The following is a 23,041-nucleotide window of genomic DNA, read 5'->3' as shown; positions in this document are numbered from 1 at the left end:
TTCAGTCCCGATGCCCCGATCTTAATGGCTCTTATTGTGTACCGGCCGCGTTTCCGGAATCGGTCGTAGTCTGATCCGCCGTTCCGGCATCGCCTTCAACCGGGTTCAATTGCAATTTCCGCGAGCCGCCAGACTTATTGCCGTCGTCTATAAGCACGCCGTCAACCGTGACATCCACGAAATCAGCCCGACCAATGGATATAAACACTTGGCCTTCCGCTTCCACCGTTGCGGTCACGCCGTTCTCCATGGTTTGGCTTAGCAGCATCTTGCCGTGAGTGCTCGTCCCTTGATAGATGCCGACCCAGGCATGTCCCGTCGATTTTATCTCCAGGTTATGCTTGCCGCCAGGAGAAACATTATAGAAATCCGTCGTTCTGACTGTTTTATCCAGCGTTAACGTCGTCGTCGCAGGCGGCGGTTCCACCGGTGCATCAGGCTCCTGAGGCGTCTGGTCCGTTCCATTCGTGCCATTCGTACCGGCGTTGCCATTCGTGCCGTTGGTTCCGTTCTCTCCATCCGTCGCGGTATTGCCTTCCCCGTCTTTCACCGTTCCCTTATCCGGGTTCGTTGCAGGCGGCGTCGTCTGATCCGTCATTTTACCTTGATCCGCGGAATCGACTTGGTTATCATTCGGCTGTTTGATCGCGAAAACATAAACAAGCACGATGATAAGGAGCAAAAAGGACCATATCAATACCCGGAAGCCCCATCTGCTGACGCGGTCGGACGTCTGCGTCTGCGCTCGGCGCGGCCGCTGAACGGGTTCGATGACTGGCTGCTCGGGCACGCCCGAAGGAATTTCCTTATTATATAACCGCAGTACCTCTTCGGCATCAAGCCCGACGGACTCGGCATAATTTTTCACGAAAGCTCTCACGTAGAAGGAACCCGGCAGAACGCTGTAATTGCCTTCCTCGATCGCTTCAAGATATCGTTTGCGGATTTTCGTCAAATCCTGGATATCGTCCAAGGACAGGTTTCGCTGCTCCCTCGCTTTCTTAAGCAATGCGCCCAAATCCGACATGACCACACCTCCTTGTCATTTTGCCAACTAGTTCGTCATTTAGAAATCATTGAAGCCCATCGTAAACGATTCGTACGAGATTTCCTCGTCGGGCGTATTGCGAAGCTCGATAATATAATCAAAATCGCTGTATTCGAACGCGGATTCTTTCACGAAAATATCCGGATGCTCGATAACTTTGGTAGAAGGCATCGCCATGATCTCCTGCAATAACGCGTGATGCTTCTCGTTGGAGCGAATGGTGCTGACAATCCCGTCGATGATATAAATATTGTTCGGCGTCATTTCTTCCTCGGAGAGCTGGCTGCGAACCGTTTGTCTCAGCAGCGTCGAGGATACGAAGGTCCAGCGTTTATTCGAGCATACGCTTCCGGCGATAATAGATTCCGTCTTCCCGACCCGCGGCATGCCGCGAAGGCCGATGACCTGATTGCCGTCGCGCTTGAATACTTCGCCCAGAAAGTCAACCAGCATGCCGAGCTCATCCCGCGTGAAACGGAACGTCTTGCGGTCGTCGGAGTCGCGTTCGATGTAGCGTCCATGCCGCACGGCGAGGATGTCGACGAGCTTGGGCTCGCGAAGCTTCAGCACGGTAATGTTGTCGACTTTTTGGAGCATGCGCCCCAGAATTTCGATTTTCTCGTCATCATTGGTTTGCAGCAGCATGCCGCGCGTACGGTTCTCGACCCCGTTAATGGTAAGGATATTGACTTCGAGCATACCGAGCAGCGACGCGATATCGCCAAGCAGGCCGGGACGGTTCTTATGTATTTTGTATTCCATATACCATTGTTTAAATTCCATATGCCACCTCAGCTGGAGGAATGATTTCATGAATAAAAGGGTTATGATCGTGAATATGAATTCAGCAAGTATCGAAAAGAAGTTTACAGGAAGGAAGCTATAAAAAGTTTATTCTACAATATTCGTCAATATCCTGCAACTCCAATGCAAACATTACAGAAAAGCCTCCGCGGGGGAGGCTTTTCCAGAAAGGCTACGATTTTTGGACAAGCTTGACCATCAGGCCAGCAATCGCTTTGCGTTCCGATTCATCGCCCACATCCCATAGTTCCTTGAGCGTCCGTTGTTGTTCGTTTTTCGGATCGACTTTCTCGTCCAGGAAAGAGCCAATCTCATAAGCAAGGTTTGAAATGGTGTCTTCGTTCAAACCCATGTCTTTCGCTTGTTCCACGCGGCTCGACAGAAACTCTTTCCAAGAACTGAAGTTAGAAAGGACGTTTGACATTGGTGTTGTTCCTCCTTTGCGTGTTGGCTGTTGATCAGCAACAACCGTATTGTTAACGCAAGGGACGGAATTTATTCTTCGCTGCGATGTCGTGCAAATAAATGTAGCTATAAGGCCTTCCGTTATGCCGTTAAGTCAGCCAGCCGCCGTTCGGACTGATGATTTGGCCTGTAATATATGCAGACTCCGGCAAGGCGAGAAAATAAACGAGCGAAGCGATTTCTTCCGGCTGCGCGAAGCGGCCTACCGGTATTTCCGACTCCAGCGCCTGTTTCTCCTCGGCGTTAAGGTTGTCCAACATGACCGTATCGACAGCGCCGGGCGCTACCGCATTCACGGTTACGCCGGATGGAGCGAGTTCCTTTGCCAGCGCTTTCGTAAAGGCGTTCATGCCGCCTTTGCTCGTCGAATACAACACTTCGCACGAGGCGCCGGACAATCCCCAAATCGAAGATACGTTAATTATGCGTCCAAATCGCTGCTGCACCATGCCAGGCATAAAGATCTGCGTGCACAGGAACATGCCCTTCAAGTTGACGTTCATGACATCATCCCATATCTCGTCGGTGACGTCGGCAAGCATGGAATAATGCGCGACGCCCGCATTGTTGACGACGATATCGGGCAGCATGCCCCGCAGTTCCAGCTTCTCCCGCATGCGGAGCAGCTGTTCCCGAGAGCGAATATCCGCCGATACGGTAAGCACGTTCTCGGCGCCAAGCCGCATGCAGCTGCGAGCGGTTTCGTTCGCAGCCTCATGCGCTTGATTATAATGAATGACGATGTTCATATTCTCCACCGCGAATCGGCGCGCAATGGCTGCGCCGATGCCGCGGCTTCCCCCGGTAACGAGCACCGTCATTTCCTTCAATGTTTTCACACCTCGTCCTTCGCCACGATCGAAACGGCCATTCGGCTCCAGTCAAAATGACTGCGAAGCCGGGCATTGGCTTCTTCGAGCGTGATCTCTTCATAGACCGGAAGCAGCTTGAACAGGTCGGCACCGCGGAAACGGTAACGGGTAAATTCGCTGGCAATCGCTTCGGGGGAATTGAGCATACGAAGGTAACCGCCGATTTTTTTGCGTTTCGTCCGCTCGAAGGCTTCTTGGTCCAGCCCTTTCGCTTGGGCGGCTTCGATAGCTTCGCGCAGCCTGCGCAGCAATTCGTCCGGATCGCGCGTTTCGCCGCCGATGACGGAGAACGCATAATCCTCGCTGCTGTTGAACTCATGTCCGAATGAATCGGTAATCAAGGTATCGTCGTACAACGCGTGGTAAATCGGCGAGCTCGAACCGAGAAGCGCATCCAGCATCAATTTCATGGTCAATTCCGTGCGCAGCATTTCTTCCGGATCGTCCGAGCCGCGACTCTCTTTGAAGCCGATCATGCATTTCGGCATCGAGACAGGCAGCGCTGTCTTCTTGATCGGTTCTTTCACGGTGCCCGGTTCCGGTTCGAAGAAACGCTCGATGGCGCCCTGCGGCTCGAATGTCTTGCGCGCCTGATTGTCGCGAACGAGCTTCATGACGGCTTCCGGTTCTACTCCGCCGACAACGAACAGAAACATGTTGGACGGGTGATAGAACGTTTCATAGCAGCGGTAAAGCGTTTCTTTATCGATCTGGCGAATCGATTCCACCGTGCCTGCGATGTCGATATGGATCGGATGCTTGTGATAAAGCGCATCGATCAGCCCGAAATAAACGCGCCAATCCGCATTATCGCGATACATGTTGATCTCCTGCTCGATAATGCCCTTTTCTTTTTCTACGTTTTCGTCCGTAAAATAAGGATTTTGGACAAAATCGATCAAAGTCTCCAAGTTGGCTTCAATCTGCTCGGTAGCCGAGAATAAATACACCGTGCGGTCAAAACTCGTGAACGCATTAGCAGACGCGCCTTGCGAAGCAAAGGTTGCGAATATATCGCCCGTCGGCTCTTCGAACATTTTGTGCTCCAGGAAATGGGCGATGCCGTCCGGTACCGAGATGGGCTCCTGGCTGCCGACCGCGAAACGATTGTCGACGGATCCATACTTGGTCGAGAACGTGGCGTACGTCTTGCTGAAGCCTTGCTTCGGAAGTACGACCACCTCTAGCCCGTTCGGCATGAGTTCGCGGTATAACGTCTCTTGAACGCCTGGGTAAGCTAACGTTTCCATCGGCTCAGCCCTCCTTTCTATCACGCAGGAAGTAGATCGTATCCAGCTCGGTTTTGCGCGCGATCGCCGCGATCTGCTCGGCCGTAACGGCCTGAACCTCTTCGAGCAGCCCCATGGCGGTGCGCTCGCGTTTGGACAGAACCGCATTAAAATCGAAGCCGATCATTTCGTTCGCGGAATCCTGAAGCTCCCGCAAATGATTGGCGATCATTGCCTTGGTCTGATTCATCTCAAGCTCGCTGTACGAGCCGCTGCGCATCTCTTCCAGCTGCTCTTGGATAATGGTCTTCGCTTTATCGTAGTTGCCGAACTCGATGCCGGATTGGATCGTACAAATCCCTTTATGGCCGTCCAGGCGCGATGCCGCATAATACGCGAGACTCGCTTTCTCCCGAACGTTGAGGAACAGCTTGGAATGCGGATAACCGCCCAGTATCCCGTTGTACATCAGCGCGGCAGGATAATCGTCGTCCCCATAGGCTGCATGGATTCGGAGTCCCAGATTTAATTTGCCCTGGGTGACATCCATGCGCTCGACGACGTTCTTCACTTCTTTGACCGGTATGCCTACCTGCGGCAAGCTGTATGCAGCCGGCTCGCCTTCATTTTGACGGAAAGCTTCGGCAACGAGCGCTTTTACTTCGTCCAACGAAGTGTCCCCTACGACATAGAGATCAAACGCGGCAGTCTTGAGCCACTCGTGATAGGCTTGCGTGATCGATACCGGTGTAATGGCGCCGATGTCTTCCATGCGACCCAGCGGATGAAGCCTGTACGGCTCATCCTCGCACATGACCTCCAGACAGCGCTCGGCCGCGTAGCGGATCTTATCGTTAATGATCGCTTCCAACCGTTTGCTCAGCGTTTGCTTCTCCGCTTCGACGTACTTGCTGCGGAGTTTGCCGTCGTCCATAACCGGATCCGTAACGACTTCCCCAAGCAACTTCAGCGATGCGGCCAACAGCGGTTGGTCCGATGAAACGAATCGATCATTGATGACATCCATGCGGAACTGGATAATTTGGGCGTCCCCGCGTTTGTAGACGTCAAAGCCGAAGCCCGCGCCGTACAATTCGTCCAATCGTTCGCGGAATGCGATCGTCTCCGGCGTGGAAGCGGTCCCTCTTCGCAGCACGAAAGGAATTAATGCCGCCGATGTAACGGTCGACTCATGAAGCGGCAGTCCCGCATACAAAGAAATAGAAAAGGTTTTGAAACGTTTGGTCGGCAGCACATGCAGTCGAATGCGATTCAACTGACCTCGTTGAAATGACGTGTTGCTCACGCGTTCACGTCCCCTTCCGCTCTAATATATAAAGTCAATCTATTCCAATTCCCATCGATCTATTCACATTCTACCCGATCGGAAATGGAAGAAGCAACCCGCGCTCATTGGCGGGCTGCTTCGGCCGAATGCTACATGCAGAAAATATGTTTTCCGATCGTCTTCACCTGCGGGCGCGACCAAATCCATTTGGATGTCGCCGTCTCCGGATTGAAGTAGTAGATGCATCCGCCGGTCGGATCCATCCCGTTCAGTGCGTCCTGCACCGCTCGTTTGGCATTCTCGTTCGGCGTCAGCCAAATTTGCCCGTCGGCGACGGCCGTGAAAGCTCCCGGCTGAAAAATAACGCCGGATACCGTATTCGGAAAGCTTGGCGACTTCACGCGGTTCAGAATAACGGCCGCGACCGCCACCTGACCTATGTACGGTTCGCCGCGGGACTCGCCATACACGGCATTGGCCATCAACTTCAGATCATTGGCGGATAGCCCGAGGTTGTTGGACTTGGTTACGTCCGAGGATGCGTTCCCGCCGGATGTAGATCCGCCGGATGCCGTCCCTCCGCCTGCGTTAGTCGAACCGGCGTTATCGGCTGCGGACGGCGCCCAGTTCTTGGTCGCCTCCCATAGCTTCAACTTCGTCTTCGCACCGACGATGCCATCGGATTTCAGGCCGAATTTCCACTGAAACCACGTCACGGCTTGCTTAGTGCCGGAACCGAACTGTCCGTCGATCTTCCCGTCGAAATAGCCCAGGAATTTGAGCCGTCCTTGAAGCTCCGTCACGTCTTTGCCCGAGGAACCGACCTTCAGAATTGCGCTGCTGAACGTCTCGGTCGTTTTGCCGAAATGCGCGTTCTTGAGTGTGAATGCGCCGAACAACAGAAGAACGATGACCATCGTCACCGCGATCAAACGATTTCTCATCTTAGGATCTGCCTTTCTCTTGCAATTGGATTTGCAAAGCAAGCGAAGCATATTCCTATTATGAGAAAACGAGGGAACAACTATGCATGCATTTGGATTATGAGCTGATCCTTCCGGCCTCGTACTGGTCCATCGTCAGAAGCACTTCACGCGGTTTGCTGCCTTCGTACGGTCCGACGATGCTACGCGCCTCCATCTGGTCGATCAACCTTGCGGCGCGCGTATAACCGATGCGCATGCGGCGCTGGAGCAGCGATACCGACGCTTGCTTCGCTTCGATGACGATACGGACGGCTTGTTCGTACAGTTCGTCCAATATCTCTTCGTTCTCGTTAACCGAGTCATCGATCTCCGGAACGAGATCTTCCTTGTATTCCGCTTCTCCTTGTCCGCGGGCATAGTTTACGATAGCCTCTACCTCTTGATCGGAGAGGAACGCGCCTTGGACCCGGATCGGCTTGGACATGCCCACAGGCAGGAAGAGCATGTCTCCGCGACCCAGCAGCTTCTCCGCGCCAGCCATATCCAGGATCGTACGGGAATCGACCTGCGAGGAGACGCCGAAAGCGATGCGGGAAGGAATATTGGCCTTAATGACGCCCGTAATGACATCGACGGATGGCCGCTGCGTAGCGATGATCAGATGAATGCCCGAAGCACGCGCCATTTGAGCGAGTCGACAGATGGCGTCTTCCACGTCGTTGGCCGCAACCATCATCAGGTCGGCTAGCTCGTCGACGATGACGACGATATACGGCAGGACGGCGGAAGGGTTCTCTGCCATGAGCGTATTGTAGCCTTCGATGTTACGCGTACCCGATTTCGAGAACAATTCGTACCGTTTCTCCATCTCCACGACGATCTTCTTAAGCGCTAGCGATGCGCGCCTAGGATCCGTAACGACCGGTGCCAATAGATGAGGAATCCCGTTATACATGTTCAGCTCTACCATCTTCGGATCGATCATGAGCAGCTTCACTTCATCCGGTCTTGCTTTGTACAAGATGCTCGTAATGATCCCGTTAATGCAAACGGATTTCCCCGAACCCGTCGCTCCGGCAACGAGCAAATGGGGCATCTTGGCCAAATTGCCGACGATCGGCTGTCCGGAAATGTCGCGGCCGAACGCAATGGACATCCGTGACGTTGCATTCTGAAACGAAGGCGTCTCCATCACTTCGCGCATCGTGACGATGGATACCTCCGTATTCGGCACCTCTATGCCGATCGCGGATTTGCCGGGAATCGGCGCCTCCATCCGGATATCCTTCGCGGCGAGCGCAAGCGCGATATCGTCCGTGAGGCCGACGATGCGGCTGACCTTGACGCCGGTTGCCGGCTGCACTTCATAGCGCGTCACTGCCGGACCGCGTACGACATCCAGCACTTTCGCGCGAACGCCGAAGCTTTCCAACGTAGCTTCCAGCTTGCGCCGCGATTCAACGGAATCCGCACTGTCCCCCGACTTGCCCCCGCCGCTCGGTTTCTGCAGCAGTGCGAGTGACGGGAGCAGATACGGCTTCTCCGTCGGAGGCTTGACGATGCTTCCCGGACCGTCTACTCCGTCTTCTTCGTCGGGAGAAGCGATGGCCGGACTGCGCGGAGGCGACTGTACGTTTGCTTCTGCGAATTCGTCAGGATCGTTATCGGCGTCATCCCCTTCATCGCCCAAATCGACCGGCGTCTCGCCTGCATGTCGAAGAGTAGGATCGGGTTCCATTGGCGTCCACTGCGGGTTGGAAGCGGGGAACTCGTCAACCGCCGTATCTCCGTTATGAACAGAAGTCTGCCATGCTTCGGAAGTCGGCTCATCTTCCTCGTCGCTCTGCCATACAGCCGAAGAACGATCTGATTTGCCGTCGAAGGCTTCGCCGGCATTGTCGTCTACGAGCTGCCATTCGTTATCGCCGTCGCTTTGTTCGTGCTCATTCGGCTTCGAAACGTCATTAAACCAGGAAAATATCGGGGAGCGCTTCTTCCGCGCGCGAGCGTTCATCGTCACTGCGTAATCGTCATCGTCATCATCGTCCAAATCGTCCATGGCCACGACGGGCTTGACTGCCGCCCTAGATCCCGATGTCGCCAACGCTTGGCGTCTAGAAGCGAATTTCATTCGAAGCAGGGACCAGAATCTGCCGCCGCGGACACGCATGGACCGCAGCAAATCCACGTAGGATTTGCCCGTCATCAACATGACCGAGATGGCAAACATGACGATCATAATGAATTTCGCGCCGAAATAACCGAACAGCCAGTACAGCAGGGTGTATTGAATCGCGCCTGCATAACCGCCGCTCGCCGAGTGCACGACCCCGTTCAGCTGATCTTCCGCGGATGGCTCCATGAGCGAACCGCGAATATCGCTTCCGAGCTGCGATAAAATGAACGAGGACGATAAGCCCCCCGTCGGCTCCGTCTTCTGATCCATGACAGCCATCGAGCTCCATAACGTGCATGCCAGGACAAGCAGGAGCACGCCCGTCTTGCGGCTCGACCAGCCCGAAGGCCACGTACGCTTAATCATCACGGCTAATCCGACGTAAATCCCGACTAACGCCAATACAAAATAGAACTTGCCTAATACAAGTCCGAATAACTTCGATAATGCACGGCCGACCGTTGCTTCCCCCGACAGTGCGATAACAGAGACCGTAATAAGCAAGATTCCGTATACTTCGTATTTAAGGCTCGTCCCGACTGAGCTCTTTCTTCTCTTCTTTTTCTTAGCCAAAATCGTCACCTCTGGTCCTTATTATACCATAGGAGCAGGGTACGATGTGTTACTATTATCCAGCAGCGGCGCCGCTTACGGCGCCGAAGGGCCGTAAGCTACCACCGTTCCGGGCGTGAGTTCCGGCCGCAAATAGGCATCCAACGGCCCATCCATCAGCCTCACGATCCGTCCTATGCCCGGCGATAATGCTTCGATTTGCAGGCGAACATCCCCGACTTGAACGGATACATAAGGGCCAGGCTGCTCATGAATGCCTTCGAATACAAGCTCCATGGGCATCGTTGTATAAATCGTCATTGCGTCAGCCCTCCCGCTGCCGCCGTCGCCGCTGCCGTTCCCATCGATTGCCTCCTCGCCTCGATCAGGAGGTTAAGCTCGCGAAGCGCCTGTCCGATTCCGCCAACCTTATCGATCAGCCCATGCTTAACCGCGTCGGTGCCGATGACCGTCGTGCCGATATCGCGCGTCAGCTCGCCTGTTTTGAACATGAGCTCCTTGAATGTCTCCTCGGTCACATTGGAATGCGATGTCACGAACCTCACGACCCGCTCCTGCATTTTATCCAAGTATTCAAACGTCTGCGGAACGCCGATGACGAGGCCGTTCAACCGAATCGGGTGAATGGTCATCGTTGCGGTTTCGGCGATAAAGGACGTATTGCCGGCAACCGCGATCGGTACGCCGATGGAATGCCCGCCGCCCAATACGAGCGTCACCGTCGGTTTCGTCAACGAAGAGATCATCTCTGCGATGGCAAGACCCGCCTCTACGTCTCCGCCGACCGTATTCAGGACGATCATGATGCCTTCTATTTTTGCGTTTTGCTCCGCGGCTACCAGTTGAGGAATCAAATGCTCGTACTTGGTCGTTTTATTTTGCGGCGGCAGCACGAGATGGCCCTCTACCTGACCGATGATCGTCATGCAAAATATATTGGATTCCGCTGTCGGCGTCTGCGTCGTTCCCAGCTGCTGTATCGCTTCAACGACGGGGTTGCCGATCTGCACTTTACGCTCTCCGGCCGGCGGCTCCGGCTGCTCGGATTTGAAAGTTTCTTCCCACATTTCCTGACCTCCTTCGTTCTGCTTGTTATGCATTGCCATGGCTGGCTCTGCATAGTATGGAATCTGTCTAGGGATTTATGCAGGGTCTAGAAAGAACGGCATGCTCTCTCGGTCGACACTTCCGAATTGCGCACCAAAAAACGGCCTTCGGCGTAAGCTTGCGCTTAGCCAAAGACCGTCTAATTTACGTAGTCGGGACTATTAAACTTCCATGATAATCGGCAAAATCATCGGACGGCGGCGAGTCTGCTCGTACAAGAAACGGCCGAGCGCATCCTTCACGTTCGTCTTGAGCGACGCCCATTCATTGACTTTATCGTTCATCAGTTTATGCAGCGTCGAGGTTACGATCCGGTTCGCCTCTTCAAGCAGGCCTTCCGATTCGCGCACATAGACGAAACCGCGGGAAATGATATCCGGACCGGACAATATCGCGCCGTCTTGCTTGCTGAGCGTAACAACAACCACTAGAATGCCGTCCTGCGACAACAGCTTCCGGTCGCGAAGGACGATATTGCCTACGTCACCGACCCCCAAGCCATCGATCAGAACATTGCCTGCAGGCACCTTGCTGCCTTTACGCGCCGCTCCGCTTTGGAACTCCACGGTATCGCCATTATCGATGACGAAAATATTTTCGCGTTCAATGCCTACAGCCTCACCGAGCAAAGCATGCTGGCGGAGCATCCGGTATTCACCGTGAATCGGAATGAAGTACTTCGGACGGATCAGGTTAAGCATCAGTTTGAGCTCTTCCTGGCTGCCGTGACCGGAAACGTGAACGCCGGAAACAGAACCTGGACCGTAAATGACTTTCGCGCCCAGACGGAAAAGTTCATCCACCGTACGTCCTACATAGCGCTCATTACCAGGGATCGGCGTCGCTGCGATGATAACGGTATCACCCGGCATAATATCGATCTTCCGGTGCGTAGAGCGTGCCATACGCGTCAGTGCGGACATCGGCTCGCCTTGGCTGCCCGTACAAAGCACGGCTACACGGTCGGCTGCCATCTTATTAATCTCTTCAGGCTCGATAATCGTGCCTTCCGGAATGTTCAAATAACCCAGCTCGGAAGCTATCGTTACGACGTTGACCATGCTGCGTCCGACGACGGCGATCTTGCGCTTCGTTGCGGTTGCCGCATTCACGACTTGCTGAATACGATGCACGTTGGAAGCGAACGTTGCCACTACGACACGCTGCGTCGCTTTGCGGAAGATATCCTCCAGCTCCGAACCGATATTGCTCTCGGACGGCGTAAAGCCCGCGCGTTCCGCGTTGGTGCTGTCCGACAGAAGCGCCAACACGCCGCGGCGGCCGATATCGGCAATCCGCTGCAAGTCCGCGTATTGATTATTAACCGGCGTATGATCGAACTTAAAGTCGCCCGTATGCACGACCGTGCCCTCGGGCGTGTCCAAACAAACGCCGACCGAATCCGGAATACTGTGGTTCGTTTTGAAGAAGGAAGCTTTGATCGCGCCGAGTTGTACTTCGCTCTCTGCATTGATCAGAATACGCTTCGTCTCTCCGAGGAGTCCCGCTTCTTTCAATTTGCCTTCAATGAGACCAAGCGTCAGCTTCGTCGCATACAGCGGCACATTTAGATGCTTCAGAACGTAAGGCAGTCCACCGATGTGATCCTCGTGGCCATGCGTAATCAGAATGCCTCTTACTTTATCGCGATTCTCTGTCAAATACGTAATGTCTGGGATGACAATATCGATACCGAGCATATCTTCTTCAGGGAATTTAAGGCCTGCATCTACCACAACGATATCATTTGCGTATTGAACGACGTACATGTTCTTTCCGATTTCACCAACGCCGCCTAGTGCAAAAACAAGCAGCTTATCCTGGATATTCTTCTTAGACAAGTGAATCCATACCTCCTAATCGTAGTACGAAACAAGATGTACCCCGCCTGCTCAAAAAATAGCAGGTAGAGACACTACGTTTCATCTGTTTTTTATAGTCCGAACGCAAATTACATGGCAGCTGTTTCCACCCTCGGGAACGCCGCTGCATGTAATTCATAACTAGTGCATGTCGAACGCCAATCCTAGGCGTTACACTTTTTCTAAATTTTGCCGCACACCGTCACTTGCATCCATTATACATGATTGAAATTAAGAAACACAAGTAACGGTTACGATCAACGCTTTGAGACGACACGCGAAGTGTGAACGCTTTCCTCTTGATATACAGGTAAGGCTTGTCCATATTGGCTTAATAAGGGCTTGCACGAAAAAGCAAAAACTCAAACAAAAAACCGATGCAAGCGCACCGGTTTTTGGTAAACGCAGCTGCTATTTGCTGAGAAGCGGCAATCATCAAAGGGTCAATAAATGACGAAGCGCTGCAACTTCACTCTCATCCGCGGCTACTAATGGAAGACGCACGCCGCCTACAGGTAATCCGCGGAGCGCTAGTGCCGCCTTTACGAGAACGGGATTCGGCAATTCAAACAGACCTTTGAAAATCGGAAGATTCTCGCCATGCAGCTTCGCTGCTTGGGCAACCTGACCTTCCAAATAAGCCTGAATCATCGCTTTCATCGGTTTGCCTACGACATGGCTGGCAACGCTCACGATGCCGTAAGCTCCGACGGACATAGCCGGCAGCCCAGCGCTGTCATCTCCGCTGTATACGAGGAAACCATCAGGCGCACCTGCAACGATTTCCGCCACTTGATCCAGCGAAGCACATTCTTTGGTTGCAATGACGTTAGGCAGCTGAGCCAAACGAAGCGTCGTCGCCGCCGATAGGCTCACGATTGTCCGGCCCGGCACGTTATATAGCATGACCGGCAAAGCGGTCGATTCCGCAATCGCTTTAAAATGCTGATAAAGTCCTTCTTGCGTCGGTTTGTTATAATACGGTGCAACAAGCAGTATCGCATCCACGCCGCATTGTTCGGCGACTTTCGTCAAATGCACGGAATGGGCCGTATCGTTGCTGCCCGTACCCGCAATGACCTTGCAGCGGCCCCCGGCCTGTTTGACCACGAACGAGAACATGGCCTGCTTCTCTTCGTCGTTCAAAGTCGGAGATTCGCCCGTCGTACCGCAAACTACGATACTATCGCTCAGTTGATCCTCGATTAAATATTCCACTAACCGTCCTGTCGTGTCCCAGTCGATCGAACCGTCCGCAGAGAACGGGGTAACCATGGCAGTGACTAAACGTCCGAAATCCAAAACGATTCCTCCTCCGAATTTTACGTAGCAAAATTCTCATCGTAAGCATAATCTTGAATTTTGCGCAGCAAAATTCGTATCGTAAGCATAATCTCCATTTTGCGAAGCAGCATTCAACATCGCAAGCATGTAAAAAGAACAGCCTATCCTTATTCATGCAGCGAAAACTTGGCATGCAGCGCCTGAAGCGCAATCGCCATATCGCTTTCCTGCACCAAGACCCAGATGGTCGTATTCGAATCCGCGGACTGAAGTATCGGTATCCCTTGTTCAGTCAACGCTTCAACGATTCGCGCCATGATGCCGGGAACGCCGTTCATGCCTCCGCCGATCACGGATATTTTGGCGCATCCGTTCACGGCTTTCGGCATGTAGCCGATCTCTTGCAGTACCGTAACGGCTTTGTCCGCATCATGGTCGAAAACGGTATACACCGCTCCGCCTGGATTCACGTTAATAAAGTCGACGCTGATATGATGTTTGGCCATGGCTTGAAACACCTGCAACTGTACATCGGAAGGTCCCTCTTGCGCTTGAACGGTAATTTGAGTCACGCCGCTGACATGCGCGACGCCCGTCACATGCCTGTCTCGTACCGATGACGCGTTCAACACGTCCGCCAAATCCGTTACGAGCGTACCTTCATCCTCGGAGAAGGTAGAACGAACGCGAATCGGAATACGCGCCTGCTGTGCGATTTCAACGGCCCTCGGGTGAATGACCTTCGCGCCTTGCCTAGCCATATTGCCCACTTCCGAATAACTGATGACGGATAATGCCCTAGCATCCTTGACGATTCGGGGATCCGCGGTAAGAATCCCGTTCACGTCTGTATAGATATCAACTCGCTCCGCATGCAGCGCCGCGCCCAGCGCCGTCGCCGACGTGTCGCTCCCGCCTCTGCCTAGAGTTGTGAAATCTCCTGATTCCGTAACCCCTTGGAAACCGGTCACGATAACGACATGACCTTCCCGCAGCGCCTGATGCATGCGCTCCGTGCGGATTTCCAATATTCGCGCCTTGCCGAACTGGTGATCCGTTATGATTCCCGCTCCGCCGCCCGTAAGGGCAACGGCAGGTATATCACGGGCACGCAGCAGGCTGCAAAGAACCGAGGCGGATATGATTTCGCCGCAGCCTTGGAGCATATCCTTCTCCTTGGCAGGCAAAGAATCGCCGTGCTGCGCGATGAGCGCCAGCAGCGTGTCCGTTGCGTACGGATCGCCCTTCCGCCCCATTGCAGAGACGACAACGACTAGTCCGTACTGTCGTTGCCGTTCTCGTTGGATATGCTTGATGACCAGTTGCCTGCCTTCATCCGATGACAACGAAGTGCCGCCGAACTTTTGTACGAGGATGCGCATTGTCAAACCTCCGTATCCGACTGTGAAGCCCGCCGAATCGTCACGCTTGACAACCTGCTCATGCTGTGAAGATTACTGCTTCTCGATTGCGATATATTCTGCGATTTGGACAGCATTCCATGCTGCGCCTTTGAGCAGATTATCCGATACGATCCATAAGTTGAGGCCGCGTGCATGACCCAGGTCACGGCGCAGTCGACCAACGAAAACTTCGGGCTTGCCGGCCGCTTCTGTTGCGAGCGGGTACAATTGCCCTTCAGGGTCGTCGGCCAGCACAACGCCTGGCGCTTCAGCAAGCAGTTTCTTGACGTCTTCCAGTTCGTAATCGTTTTGAAGTTCTACATATACCGATTCCGAATGGCCGTATACGACTGGAATTCGAACACAGGTCGCGGTGACGTCAATGGACTCGTCGTCCAAGATCTTTTTCGTTTCGCGAACCATTTTCATTTCTTCCAACGTATAGCCGTTCTCTTGGAATTTATCGATTTGGGGAATGGCATTAAACGCGATCTGATGTTTGACCGGCAGGGCTCCGACGGGCAAAAGTTCAGGATTGACGTCATTGCCGTCAAGCACGGCTCGGGTTTGGCGAAGCAGCTCGTCAATCGCGCGGCTGCCTGCACCCGATACGGCTTGATACGTAGAAACGATAATCCGGGAAATGCCGTATCGAACCTGAATCGGCTTCAATGCTGCAACCAATTGGATCGTGGAGCAGTTCGGATTCGCAATTATGCCCCTATGTTCGCTGACCTTGTCGATGTTCAATTCCGGGACGACAAGCGGCGTGTCCGGATCCATGCGGTAAGCGTTCGTATTATCGATGCAAACCGCCCCATGCTCCACAGCATGGGGGGCAAGTGCACGAGTCACATCGCCGCCCGCGCTGAACAAAGCGATCTCAACGCCTTTGAAGCTTTCCGGTGTTGCTTCTTCGACTGTATATTCCTTGCCTTTAAACGTGATTTTCTTCCCTGCCGAACGTGCCGAGGAAAGTAATTTAAGCGCTGCGATCGGAAAATCGCGCTTCTCGAGCAACCCGATAATCTGTTCCCCTACTGCGCCTGTCGCACCGACAACGGCGACGTTAAACATCTTCTGCTGTGAAATTGGTTGTCGTCTCCCCTCAAAAGCTTATGTCAAGGATAGCTCCATTTGCATATTGCGAAGGATTGGAATTGGTTAAGCGCGTTCGACCAGCATCGGTTGAAGCTGTTGGCCGGTTAAAGCAGCCTCGCAAGCCTCAGGAATGAGATCCATTCTGGCGACAAGCGAATTCGGCTTTTGAATCGGATTATCCTGGCCGAACGGAACGAAATATACGTTTTTGCAAACAAGCAGCTTCGCGATATTTGCCGCATTCAAGCCAAGCCCGTCATTCGTCGAGATGGCCAGCACAAGCGGACGTTGATTCCGCATTTGCGATTTGGCCGCCATGAGAACAGGACTGTCCGTCATGGCATTCGCAAGCTTGCTGGTCGTATTGCCCGTGCAGGGAGCAATGACGAGTACGTCGAGCAGTTTCGATGGCCCCAGGGGCTCTGCGTCGACAATTGTCGAAATGATGTTGTTTCCCGTAATGGATTTCAGCTGTCGTTGCCATTCTTCTGCGGTTCCGAACCGGGTATCCGTTGTAATGAGCGTCTGCGTTACGATCGGAACCACATTCGCTCCCTCGTCCACAAACCGCTGGATGACCGGCATAACCTCTGCAAACGTACAGTGAGAACCGGAGAGCGCATAGCCCACCGTTTTGCCTTGCCATTTCATTGCTCATTCCCCCGTAACCTGGTATCTTCCATAATCAATCGACTTAAGCAATCCGCTATGATGCGTCCAGCTGTTTTGGGTGCGACGATTCCTGGGAGGCCGGGGGCAAGCAGAGCCTTGATTCCGCGCTTCTCGGCAAAGCGAAAATCCGTTCCGCCGGGCTTGGATGCAAGGTCGATAATGACCGCTCGCGAGGGCAAATTTGCTATAATTTGCGCTGTGACTATCATAGTCGGAATTGTATTAAAAAGCAAGTCAATATTGCCCACATACTGCAGCAAATGCTTGATGTAGAAGGGCTCGAAGCCCATCTCGAAGGACCTCGCGAAATGCTCTTCACGACGCACGCCGACCTTCACTTTCGCCCCAAGACCCTGCAGAGTCCGAGCTAAAGTAAGACCGGTCCGACCGATTCCGAGCACCATGCAGGAAGATCCGTGTATCGTAATATCCGTGTTCTGAATCGCCATCATGACGGCGCCCTCCGCGGTCGGTATCGAGTTATAAATCGCTACGTCATCGCGGTCGAACAGTTCTACCAATTCAATGGCGTGCTTCTGGCAAAGATCACGTAAAAAAGGTTTGGCCATGCCCGCGTAAACCTTGCAATGCTTCGGCAGCTTAGAAACGTATTCGTCGGTTAACACCAGCTCGCGGTCGCTGAAAACGGCTAAGATTCGGCCTTCGTCGTCGGTTCCGACCGCCGGCAATATTAGCGCATCGGCACTGGCGAACAGTTCATCGCTCATTTCGGCCCTGACTGCGCCGTCCAAGGACGAATGCAGCTGGTCGAATCCAGCGACGGTAACCGTTGCATCGAGCTCGGTCAGCTTCCGGATGACCTCCAGTCCCCGAGCGTCGCCGCCGAGCAGCACGACCTGAACTCCTGTCAGCATAAGGGTATCACTCCTTTTTAACAGCAGACCGATTCACGCCGGTGCAGTCCGGCGGTTCGGTCGGCAGTACAAACTGAAACCGTCAGCCTTGTATGGGCCGCCCGATTGAACAGTGTGCGCTCTTGGTTATAGACCATCTTATGCATCCGCCCAGGTCGTGGTGAAAATGAAATCGCCCTTTTGAGCAAAATGAAAAAGCACCGGAGCATAAGCCCCGGTGCTGCTAGATCTATTTACTTGGTACAATGGTAATCGGTCTGTTTCCATTCCTCAATTATACGCCCGTATGTCCGAAGCCGCCGGCTCCGCGCACCGTCTCGGGCAATTCCTCCGTCTCCGCAATCTCGACATCCGGAACGATTTGGAAGAGCATTTGCGCGATGCGCTCGCCGCGTTCAATAACGAACGGCTGCTGACCATGATTAATCAGCAGGACTTTGACCTCGCCGCGATAATCGGCATCGATCGTTCCCGGCGAGTTCAAACATGTAACGCCATGTTTGAATGCCAATCCGCTTCGCGGGCGAATCTGCGCTTCGAGCTCAGCGGGCATTGCCATCGCGAAGCCCGTCGGGATCAGCTTGCGCTCGCCGGGTTGAAGCGTCTCGGGTTCGGTTACGGCCGCATGAAGATCGAAGCCGGCAGCCAGCTCCGACATTTTGCGCGGAAGCTGAATGTCCTCGTTGCCGGGCATGCGCTTAAATGCTACTTGAAACAAGCGAGTCCCTCCCGATGGCCGCTGCCGCTTTGTCGTTGCTGCCAACCATCGCAACCGCGAACGGGACGGCCAACATGCGTTTGGTCACTTCGCGGATGTCGGCCATTTGAACCGCATCGATCCGCTCCAGCATTTGATCCAGCGTATAGTGACGGCCAAGCATCAGCTCGTTCTTGCCCAATCGGTTCATTCGGCTGCTCGTGCTCTCCAAGCTGAGGATCAAGCTGCCTTTCAGCTGCTCTTTTCCGCGGCTCAGCTCAACGTCCGTCAAGCCTTGCACGGCAAGATCGTGTAATTGCTCAAGCGTCAGGTCCAGCACCTCTTTCGTCTGCTTCGGCGCTGTTCCCGCATAGACCGTAAACAAGCCGCTGTCCGCATACGAGGTGTGATACGAATAGACGGAATAAGCAAGTCCCCGCTTCTCCCGAATCTCTTGAAACAGCCGCGAGCTCATTCCGCCGCCGATCGCATTGTTCAGCAGAATCATCGCATACTGCAAGGGATCCGCAATGGAACAGCCCGGGAAGGAAATGCAGATGTGATTCTGTTCGGTCTTCTTCTTATGAAACAAATAATTCCCGTTGAAGGCAGGAGACGCAAGCGCCGGCTCGGAACCGGTCGTCTTGAATGCGCCGAAATGCTTCTCCAGCAGCTCGAGCAGCGGCGCTTCCTCCACATTGCCTGCAACAGCAATCACCGTATTGTCGATCCGGTAATGACCATTCATATATCTCCGGAGCGTATCGCCGTCCATCGCGTTAAGCCGTTCTTCCAAGCCGAGAATGGAGTAGGCCAGCGGATGATCGCCATAAGCAGCTCTGGACGCTTCATCATGCACTTTATCGTCCGGCGTGTCTTCATACATCGAGATTTCTTCCAAAATCACGTTTTTTTCTTTTCCCAGCTCCGTCGGATCCATCTTCGAATTAAAAAACATATCCGCGAGTGCATCCACCGCAATCGGCAGATGCTGATCCAGCACCTTGGCAAAATAACACGTGTACTCTTTCGCCGTAAACGCATTTACGTTGCCGCCGATACCGTCGAACAAATCGGCAATATCCTTCGCGCTGTGACGCTCTGTCCCCTTGAACAGCATGTGCTCGATAAAATGCGAGATGCCGTTGTTCTCTGGAGTTTCGTTGCGCGAACCGGTCTTTACCCATATTCCGAAAGACACGGAACGACAGGTCGGAATGTATTCCACAACCACCCTCAGGCCGTTACTTAGCGTATAGTTATTCAATCCTGACTCCTCCTAAAGCAACAGCATGAAATTAATGACTTCACTATAACAAAATTATGGTTGCGCCTCAACTAAGGAGGCTCTGTCGGATGAAAGCGTCTCGCTGACGGTGCCGAGCAAGAGTCCTTTTCCTTTGATTGCCGCGATTATTCCCTTAAGCGCCGAACTGGACGAATCCGTCGGATGCATGAGAATCAGCGAACCCGGCTCCACGCGCGTGCGCACCTTCTGAATGATGGAATACGCCGGCGGATGTTTCCAATCGACCGTATCGAGCGTCCAGAGGACGGTCTTCAACCCCTGCTCGGCCGCAACGTCGACCGTCATTTGGTTAAAATCGCCTGAAGGAGGCGCAAACCAATGATTCGTGACATGCAGCGTGGACTTCAGCAGCGCTTCCGTCTTGGCAATTTGATTGAATGCCGCATTGCGATCGAGTTGACTCATATTCGGATGCGTGTAAGCATGGTTCGATAATTCGTGGCCTTCGGCTTGAATCTCTTTGGCGAGCGTCGTGTTTTTCTTCAGCCAGGAACCGTCAAAGAAGAACGTCGCCTTCACATTCTCCTTCTTCAGCGTTTGCAGCATGAACGGAATGTACTCATTTCCCCAAGCGACATTGATCATCAATGCCACCATCGGTTTGTTCGGGTTACCCTTATATATCGGTACGCGGCCGAGATCGTCCAAGCCGACCTTCGGCGCCACTTCCCGATACATCCAGCGGATCGGCTCGTTTACCGGGGCATGCAGCATGAGCCGATAGGTACGATCGACATCCACTTCAAGTCCGTTGTAGCCGGGGATGGCCTTCCATACCCTGTCGACGCGTGCATCTACGGGGGCAACTCGTTTCTTTGCGGCTTCGGCTTGTATCATCTCAAGCAGCGACGCTTTCCCTTGTGCGGAGGGCTCCAGCCTTGATATCGCCAGAACGGCCGCATCCCCTTGCTTCATCGCGAACACATATGCCGACAGCGGACCGTTAAGCTTAATCGCGATCAGCAGCGCGCTCATGACGAGCAGCATGACGATTCCTTTCTTCAACCTCATGGCAAGCCCCTCCTTCTCCTTCATCTTATTATGGCTCGGCCCACAATATGAGAAGAAGAAAAAATACGGCCAATAAAAAAAGAGACAGGATCCCCTGCCTCCTTGTTTGACCGTATGCGATTAAGATTGCTGCGCAGGTACTTCTGGAGCCAGTACCGCTTTGCGAGACAAGTTAATCCGGCCTTGCCCATCGATTTCCGTAACTTTAACCGTAATTTGATCGCCGATTTTGAGCACGTCTTCGACCTTCGCAACACGCTCCGTGGAGACTTGCGATATGTGGACGAGTCCGTCTTTGTTCGGCAGAATCTCAACGAAGCAGCCGAATTTCTCGATGCGCTTAACGGTACCCAGGTAAACTTCGCCGACGATGACTTCGCGAACGATGCCTTCGATGATTTGTTTTGCGCGTTCGTTCGCTTCCGCGTTCGAAGACGCGATGAAGACCGTACCATCCTGCTCGATATCGATTTTCACGCCGGTCTCATCGATGATCTTGTTGATGATTTTACCGCCGGAGCCGATAACGTCGCGGATTTTATCCGGGTTGATTTTCATGATGACGATTTTCGGCGCATACTTCGACAAGCTTGTACGAGGCGTTTGCATGACTTCGTTCATTTTGCCGAGGATATGCAAACGGCCTTCACGTGCCTGCTCCAGCGATTGCGACAGAATCGCACGGTCGATACCGTCGATCTTGATGTCCATTTGGATCGCTGTCACGCCTGCTGCCGTTCCCGCAACCTTAAAGTCCATATCGCCAAGGTGATCTTCCATGCCTTGAATATCCGAAAGGATGGAGAAGTGATCGCCGTCCTTGATCAAGCCCATTGCGATCCCAGCAACCGGTGCTTTGATCGGTACGCCCGCATCCATCATCGCCAGCGTGCTCGCGCAAATACTAGCTTGGCTCGTTGAACCGTTGGATTCCAATACTTCGGATACCAGACGAATCGTATACGGGAATTCCGCTTCGCTCGGAATGACTTTCGAAAGCGCCCGCTCGCCAAGTGCGCCATGGCCGATTTCGCGGCGGCCCGGAGGACGCAGCGGTCTAGCTTCGCCTACGCTGAACGGCGGGAAGTTATAATGATGCATGAAGCGCTTCGTTTCCGTCAAATCGATACCGTCGAGAATTTGCACGTCGCCAAGCGCGCCAAGCGTACAGATGCTGAGCGCCTGCGTCTGACCGCGCGTGAACAAACCGGAGCCGTGCGTACGCGGCAGAAGAGCGACATCGCACTCGATCGGACGGATTTCGCCGAGTGCTCGTCCATCAGGACGAACTTTATCGTGCGTAATCAGGCGGCGAACTTCTTCTTTGACAATATCGTACAGCACTTCTTTGACATCGCCGAGCAGTTCAGGATTCTCTGCATATTCGATCTCGAAGTGAGCAACGGCGTCGCTGTTCACGGCATCGATTGCTTCTTGGCGCGCATGTTTCTCCATCACGCGGACCGCTTCAACCAATCGCGGCTGCGCAAAAGCGCGAACCGCTGCATTAACGGCTTCGTTAACGGCGTGCAACTTGACTTCGATTTTCGGTTTGCCGGCAAGTCCTTGAAGCTCTTCGATCGAAGCAACGATTCGGCGGATCTCGTCATGCCCGAACATGATGGCTTCCAAGATCACTTCTTCCGATACTTCGTCGGCTTCCGCTTCTACCATCATGATGGCATCTTTCGTACCGGCAACAACCAGATGAATGTCACTCTTCGTTTCTTGCTCAACGGTTGGGTTAATGATGAATTGACCATCGATGCGGCCGACGATAACGCCGCCGATCGGTCCGTTAAACGGAATGTCCGACAGCGTCAGCGCAGCCGACGTGCCGATCATGGCCGCGATTTCGGGCGTGCAATCCTGATCGACGCTCATGACGATATTGGCGATTTGCACTTCATTACGGAATCCTTCAGGGAAAAGCGGACGAATCGGACGGTCGGTCAGGCGGCTGGCCAAAATGGCCTTCTCGCTCGGACGTCCTTCGCGTTTGATGAAGCCGCCTGGAATTTTGCCTACGGCATACAAACGCTCTTCGTAATTGACCGTAAGCGGGAAGAAATCGAGATTTTTCGGTTCCGTGGACGAAACGACGGTACAAAGCACGACGGTTTCGCCGTATTTGACCGTTACCGCCGCGTTGGCTTGTTTCGCCAAACGCCCGATTTCCATAATGAACGGACGGCCGCCCAATGTTGTTTCTACGCGTTGCAGCATATAATTCCTCCTCATTGCAATGGCGGCAATCTAGAAAAAATGCCCCATCGTCAGCATTCTATTTCTCATATGTTGGACAGAAAAAACCCGAGTCTCCTGGAGCTTTTACTGCA

General features: G+C 53.5%; 20 protein-coding genes. All 20 read right to left on the bottom strand.

Annotated elements, in window-relative coordinates; translation table 11 throughout:
- Positions 1 to 31: 31 nt before the first annotated feature.
- Entirely contained in the window at positions 32 to 1,027 is a 996-nt protein-coding gene (locus GT003_RS09555) for a helix-turn-helix domain-containing protein (protein WP_161696868.1), read from the bottom strand.
- 39 nt (positions 1,028 to 1,066) lie between these two features.
- Positions 1,067 to 1,831 carry a DUF3388 domain-containing protein gene (locus GT003_RS09550; protein ID WP_161696866.1) on the bottom strand — a complete coding sequence of 255 codons (765 nt, stop codon included), beginning with the start codon at positions 1,829 to 1,831 and terminating at the stop codon, positions 1,067 to 1,069.
- A gap of 193 nt (positions 1,832 to 2,024) precedes the next feature.
- The gene (locus tag GT003_RS09545) at positions 2,025 to 2,276 is read right to left on the bottom strand and encodes a DUF3243 domain-containing protein (protein WP_161696864.1); all 252 of its coding nucleotides are present in this window, start codon (positions 2,274 to 2,276) and stop codon (positions 2,025 to 2,027) included.
- Positions 2,277 to 2,406: 130 nt separating this feature from the next.
- Positions 2,407 to 3,138, bottom strand: a complete 732-nt coding sequence (gene ymfI, locus GT003_RS09540; protein ID WP_161697305.1) for an elongation factor P 5-aminopentanone reductase — start codon at positions 3,136 to 3,138, stop codon at positions 2,407 to 2,409.
- 14 nt (positions 3,139 to 3,152) lie between these two features.
- Positions 3,153 to 4,439, bottom strand: coding sequence for an EF-P 5-aminopentanol modification-associated protein YfmH (gene yfmH, locus GT003_RS09535; protein WP_161696862.1), 1,287 nt, complete (start codon positions 4,437 to 4,439; stop codon positions 3,153 to 3,155).
- 4 nt (positions 4,440 to 4,443) lie between these two features.
- On the bottom strand, positions 4,444 to 5,724 hold the full coding sequence (gene yfmF / locus GT003_RS09530) for an EF-P 5-aminopentanol modification-associated protein YfmF (protein WP_161696860.1): 1,281 nt from the start codon (positions 5,722 to 5,724) through the stop codon (positions 4,444 to 4,446).
- A 131-nt stretch (positions 5,725 to 5,855) separates the two neighbouring features.
- The gene (gene sleB, locus GT003_RS09525) at positions 5,856 to 6,650 is read right to left on the bottom strand and encodes a spore cortex-lytic enzyme (RefSeq protein WP_161696858.1); all 795 of its coding nucleotides are present in this window, start codon (positions 6,648 to 6,650) and stop codon (positions 5,856 to 5,858) included.
- A gap of 97 nt (positions 6,651 to 6,747) precedes the next feature.
- Positions 6,748 to 9,174: an FtsK/SpoIIIE family DNA translocase gene (locus GT003_RS09520; protein WP_420831424.1), complete on the bottom strand. Its 2,427-nt coding sequence runs from the start codon at positions 9,172 to 9,174 to the stop codon at positions 6,748 to 6,750.
- A gap of 282 nt (positions 9,175 to 9,456) precedes the next feature.
- Positions 9,457 to 9,681, bottom strand: coding sequence for a YlzJ-like family protein (locus GT003_RS09515; RefSeq protein ID WP_161696856.1), 225 nt, complete (start codon positions 9,679 to 9,681; stop codon positions 9,457 to 9,459).
- Positions 9,678 to 10,448, bottom strand: coding sequence for a ClpP family protease (locus GT003_RS09510; RefSeq protein ID WP_161696854.1), 771 nt, complete (start codon positions 10,446 to 10,448; stop codon positions 9,678 to 9,680). Before GT003_RS09510 ends, GT003_RS09515 begins: the two co-directional genes overlap by 4 nt.
- Positions 10,449 to 10,649: 201 nt before the next feature.
- Positions 10,650 to 12,329, bottom strand: coding sequence for a ribonuclease J (locus tag GT003_RS09505; protein WP_161696852.1), 1,680 nt, complete (start codon positions 12,327 to 12,329; stop codon positions 10,650 to 10,652).
- Positions 12,330 to 12,785: 456 nt separating this feature from the next.
- Positions 12,786 to 13,652 carry a 4-hydroxy-tetrahydrodipicolinate synthase gene (dapA, locus tag GT003_RS09500; protein ID WP_161696850.1) on the bottom strand — a complete coding sequence of 289 codons (867 nt, stop codon included), beginning with the start codon at positions 13,650 to 13,652 and terminating at the stop codon, positions 12,786 to 12,788.
- A 149-nt stretch (positions 13,653 to 13,801) separates the two neighbouring features.
- Positions 13,802 to 15,016, bottom strand: a complete 1,215-nt coding sequence (gene dapG / locus GT003_RS09495) for an aspartate kinase (RefSeq protein WP_161696848.1) — start codon at positions 15,014 to 15,016, stop codon at positions 13,802 to 13,804.
- 72 nt (positions 15,017 to 15,088) lie between these two features.
- On the bottom strand, positions 15,089 to 16,114 hold the full coding sequence (locus GT003_RS09490) for an aspartate-semialdehyde dehydrogenase (RefSeq protein WP_161696846.1): 1,026 nt from the start codon (positions 16,112 to 16,114) through the stop codon (positions 15,089 to 15,091).
- A gap of 87 nt (positions 16,115 to 16,201) precedes the next feature.
- Complete coding sequence (locus tag GT003_RS09485) at positions 16,202 to 16,789, bottom strand: dipicolinate synthase subunit B (RefSeq protein WP_161696844.1); 588 nt, start codon at positions 16,787 to 16,789, stop codon at positions 16,202 to 16,204.
- Entirely contained in the window at positions 16,786 to 17,685 is a 900-nt protein-coding gene (dpsA, locus tag GT003_RS09480; protein ID WP_161696842.1) for a dipicolinate synthase subunit DpsA, read from the bottom strand. The genes GT003_RS09485 and dpsA overlap by 4 nt, the downstream gene beginning before the upstream one ends.
- A 274-nt stretch (positions 17,686 to 17,959) precedes the next feature.
- On the bottom strand, positions 17,960 to 18,379 hold the full coding sequence (dut, locus tag GT003_RS09475; RefSeq protein ID WP_161697301.1) for a dUTP diphosphatase: 420 nt from the start codon (positions 18,377 to 18,379) through the stop codon (positions 17,960 to 17,962).
- 4 nt (positions 18,380 to 18,383) lie between these two features.
- Entirely contained in the window at positions 18,384 to 19,649 is a 1,266-nt protein-coding gene (locus GT003_RS09470; protein ID WP_161696840.1) for a M16 family metallopeptidase, read from the bottom strand.
- Between the two features lie 54 nt (positions 19,650 to 19,703).
- Positions 19,704 to 20,702 (bottom strand): polysaccharide deacetylase family protein, encoded by a 999-nt coding sequence (locus GT003_RS09465; protein ID WP_161696838.1) that lies wholly within the window; start codon positions 20,700 to 20,702, stop codon positions 19,704 to 19,706.
- Between the two features lie 120 nt (positions 20,703 to 20,822).
- Positions 20,823 to 22,928, bottom strand: a complete 2,106-nt coding sequence (gene pnp / locus GT003_RS09460; RefSeq protein ID WP_161696836.1) for a polyribonucleotide nucleotidyltransferase — start codon at positions 22,926 to 22,928, stop codon at positions 20,823 to 20,825.
- Between the last annotated feature and the right edge of the window lie 113 nt (positions 22,929 to 23,041).

The organism is Paenibacillus sacheonensis, from assembly GCF_009909195.1.
Lineage (GTDB): Bacteria > Bacillota > Bacilli > Paenibacillales > Paenibacillaceae > Paenibacillus_Z > Paenibacillus_Z sacheonensis.
Note: the sequence above shows the minus strand (reverse complement) of the source record. Positions and strands in the feature narration are given on the sequence as shown.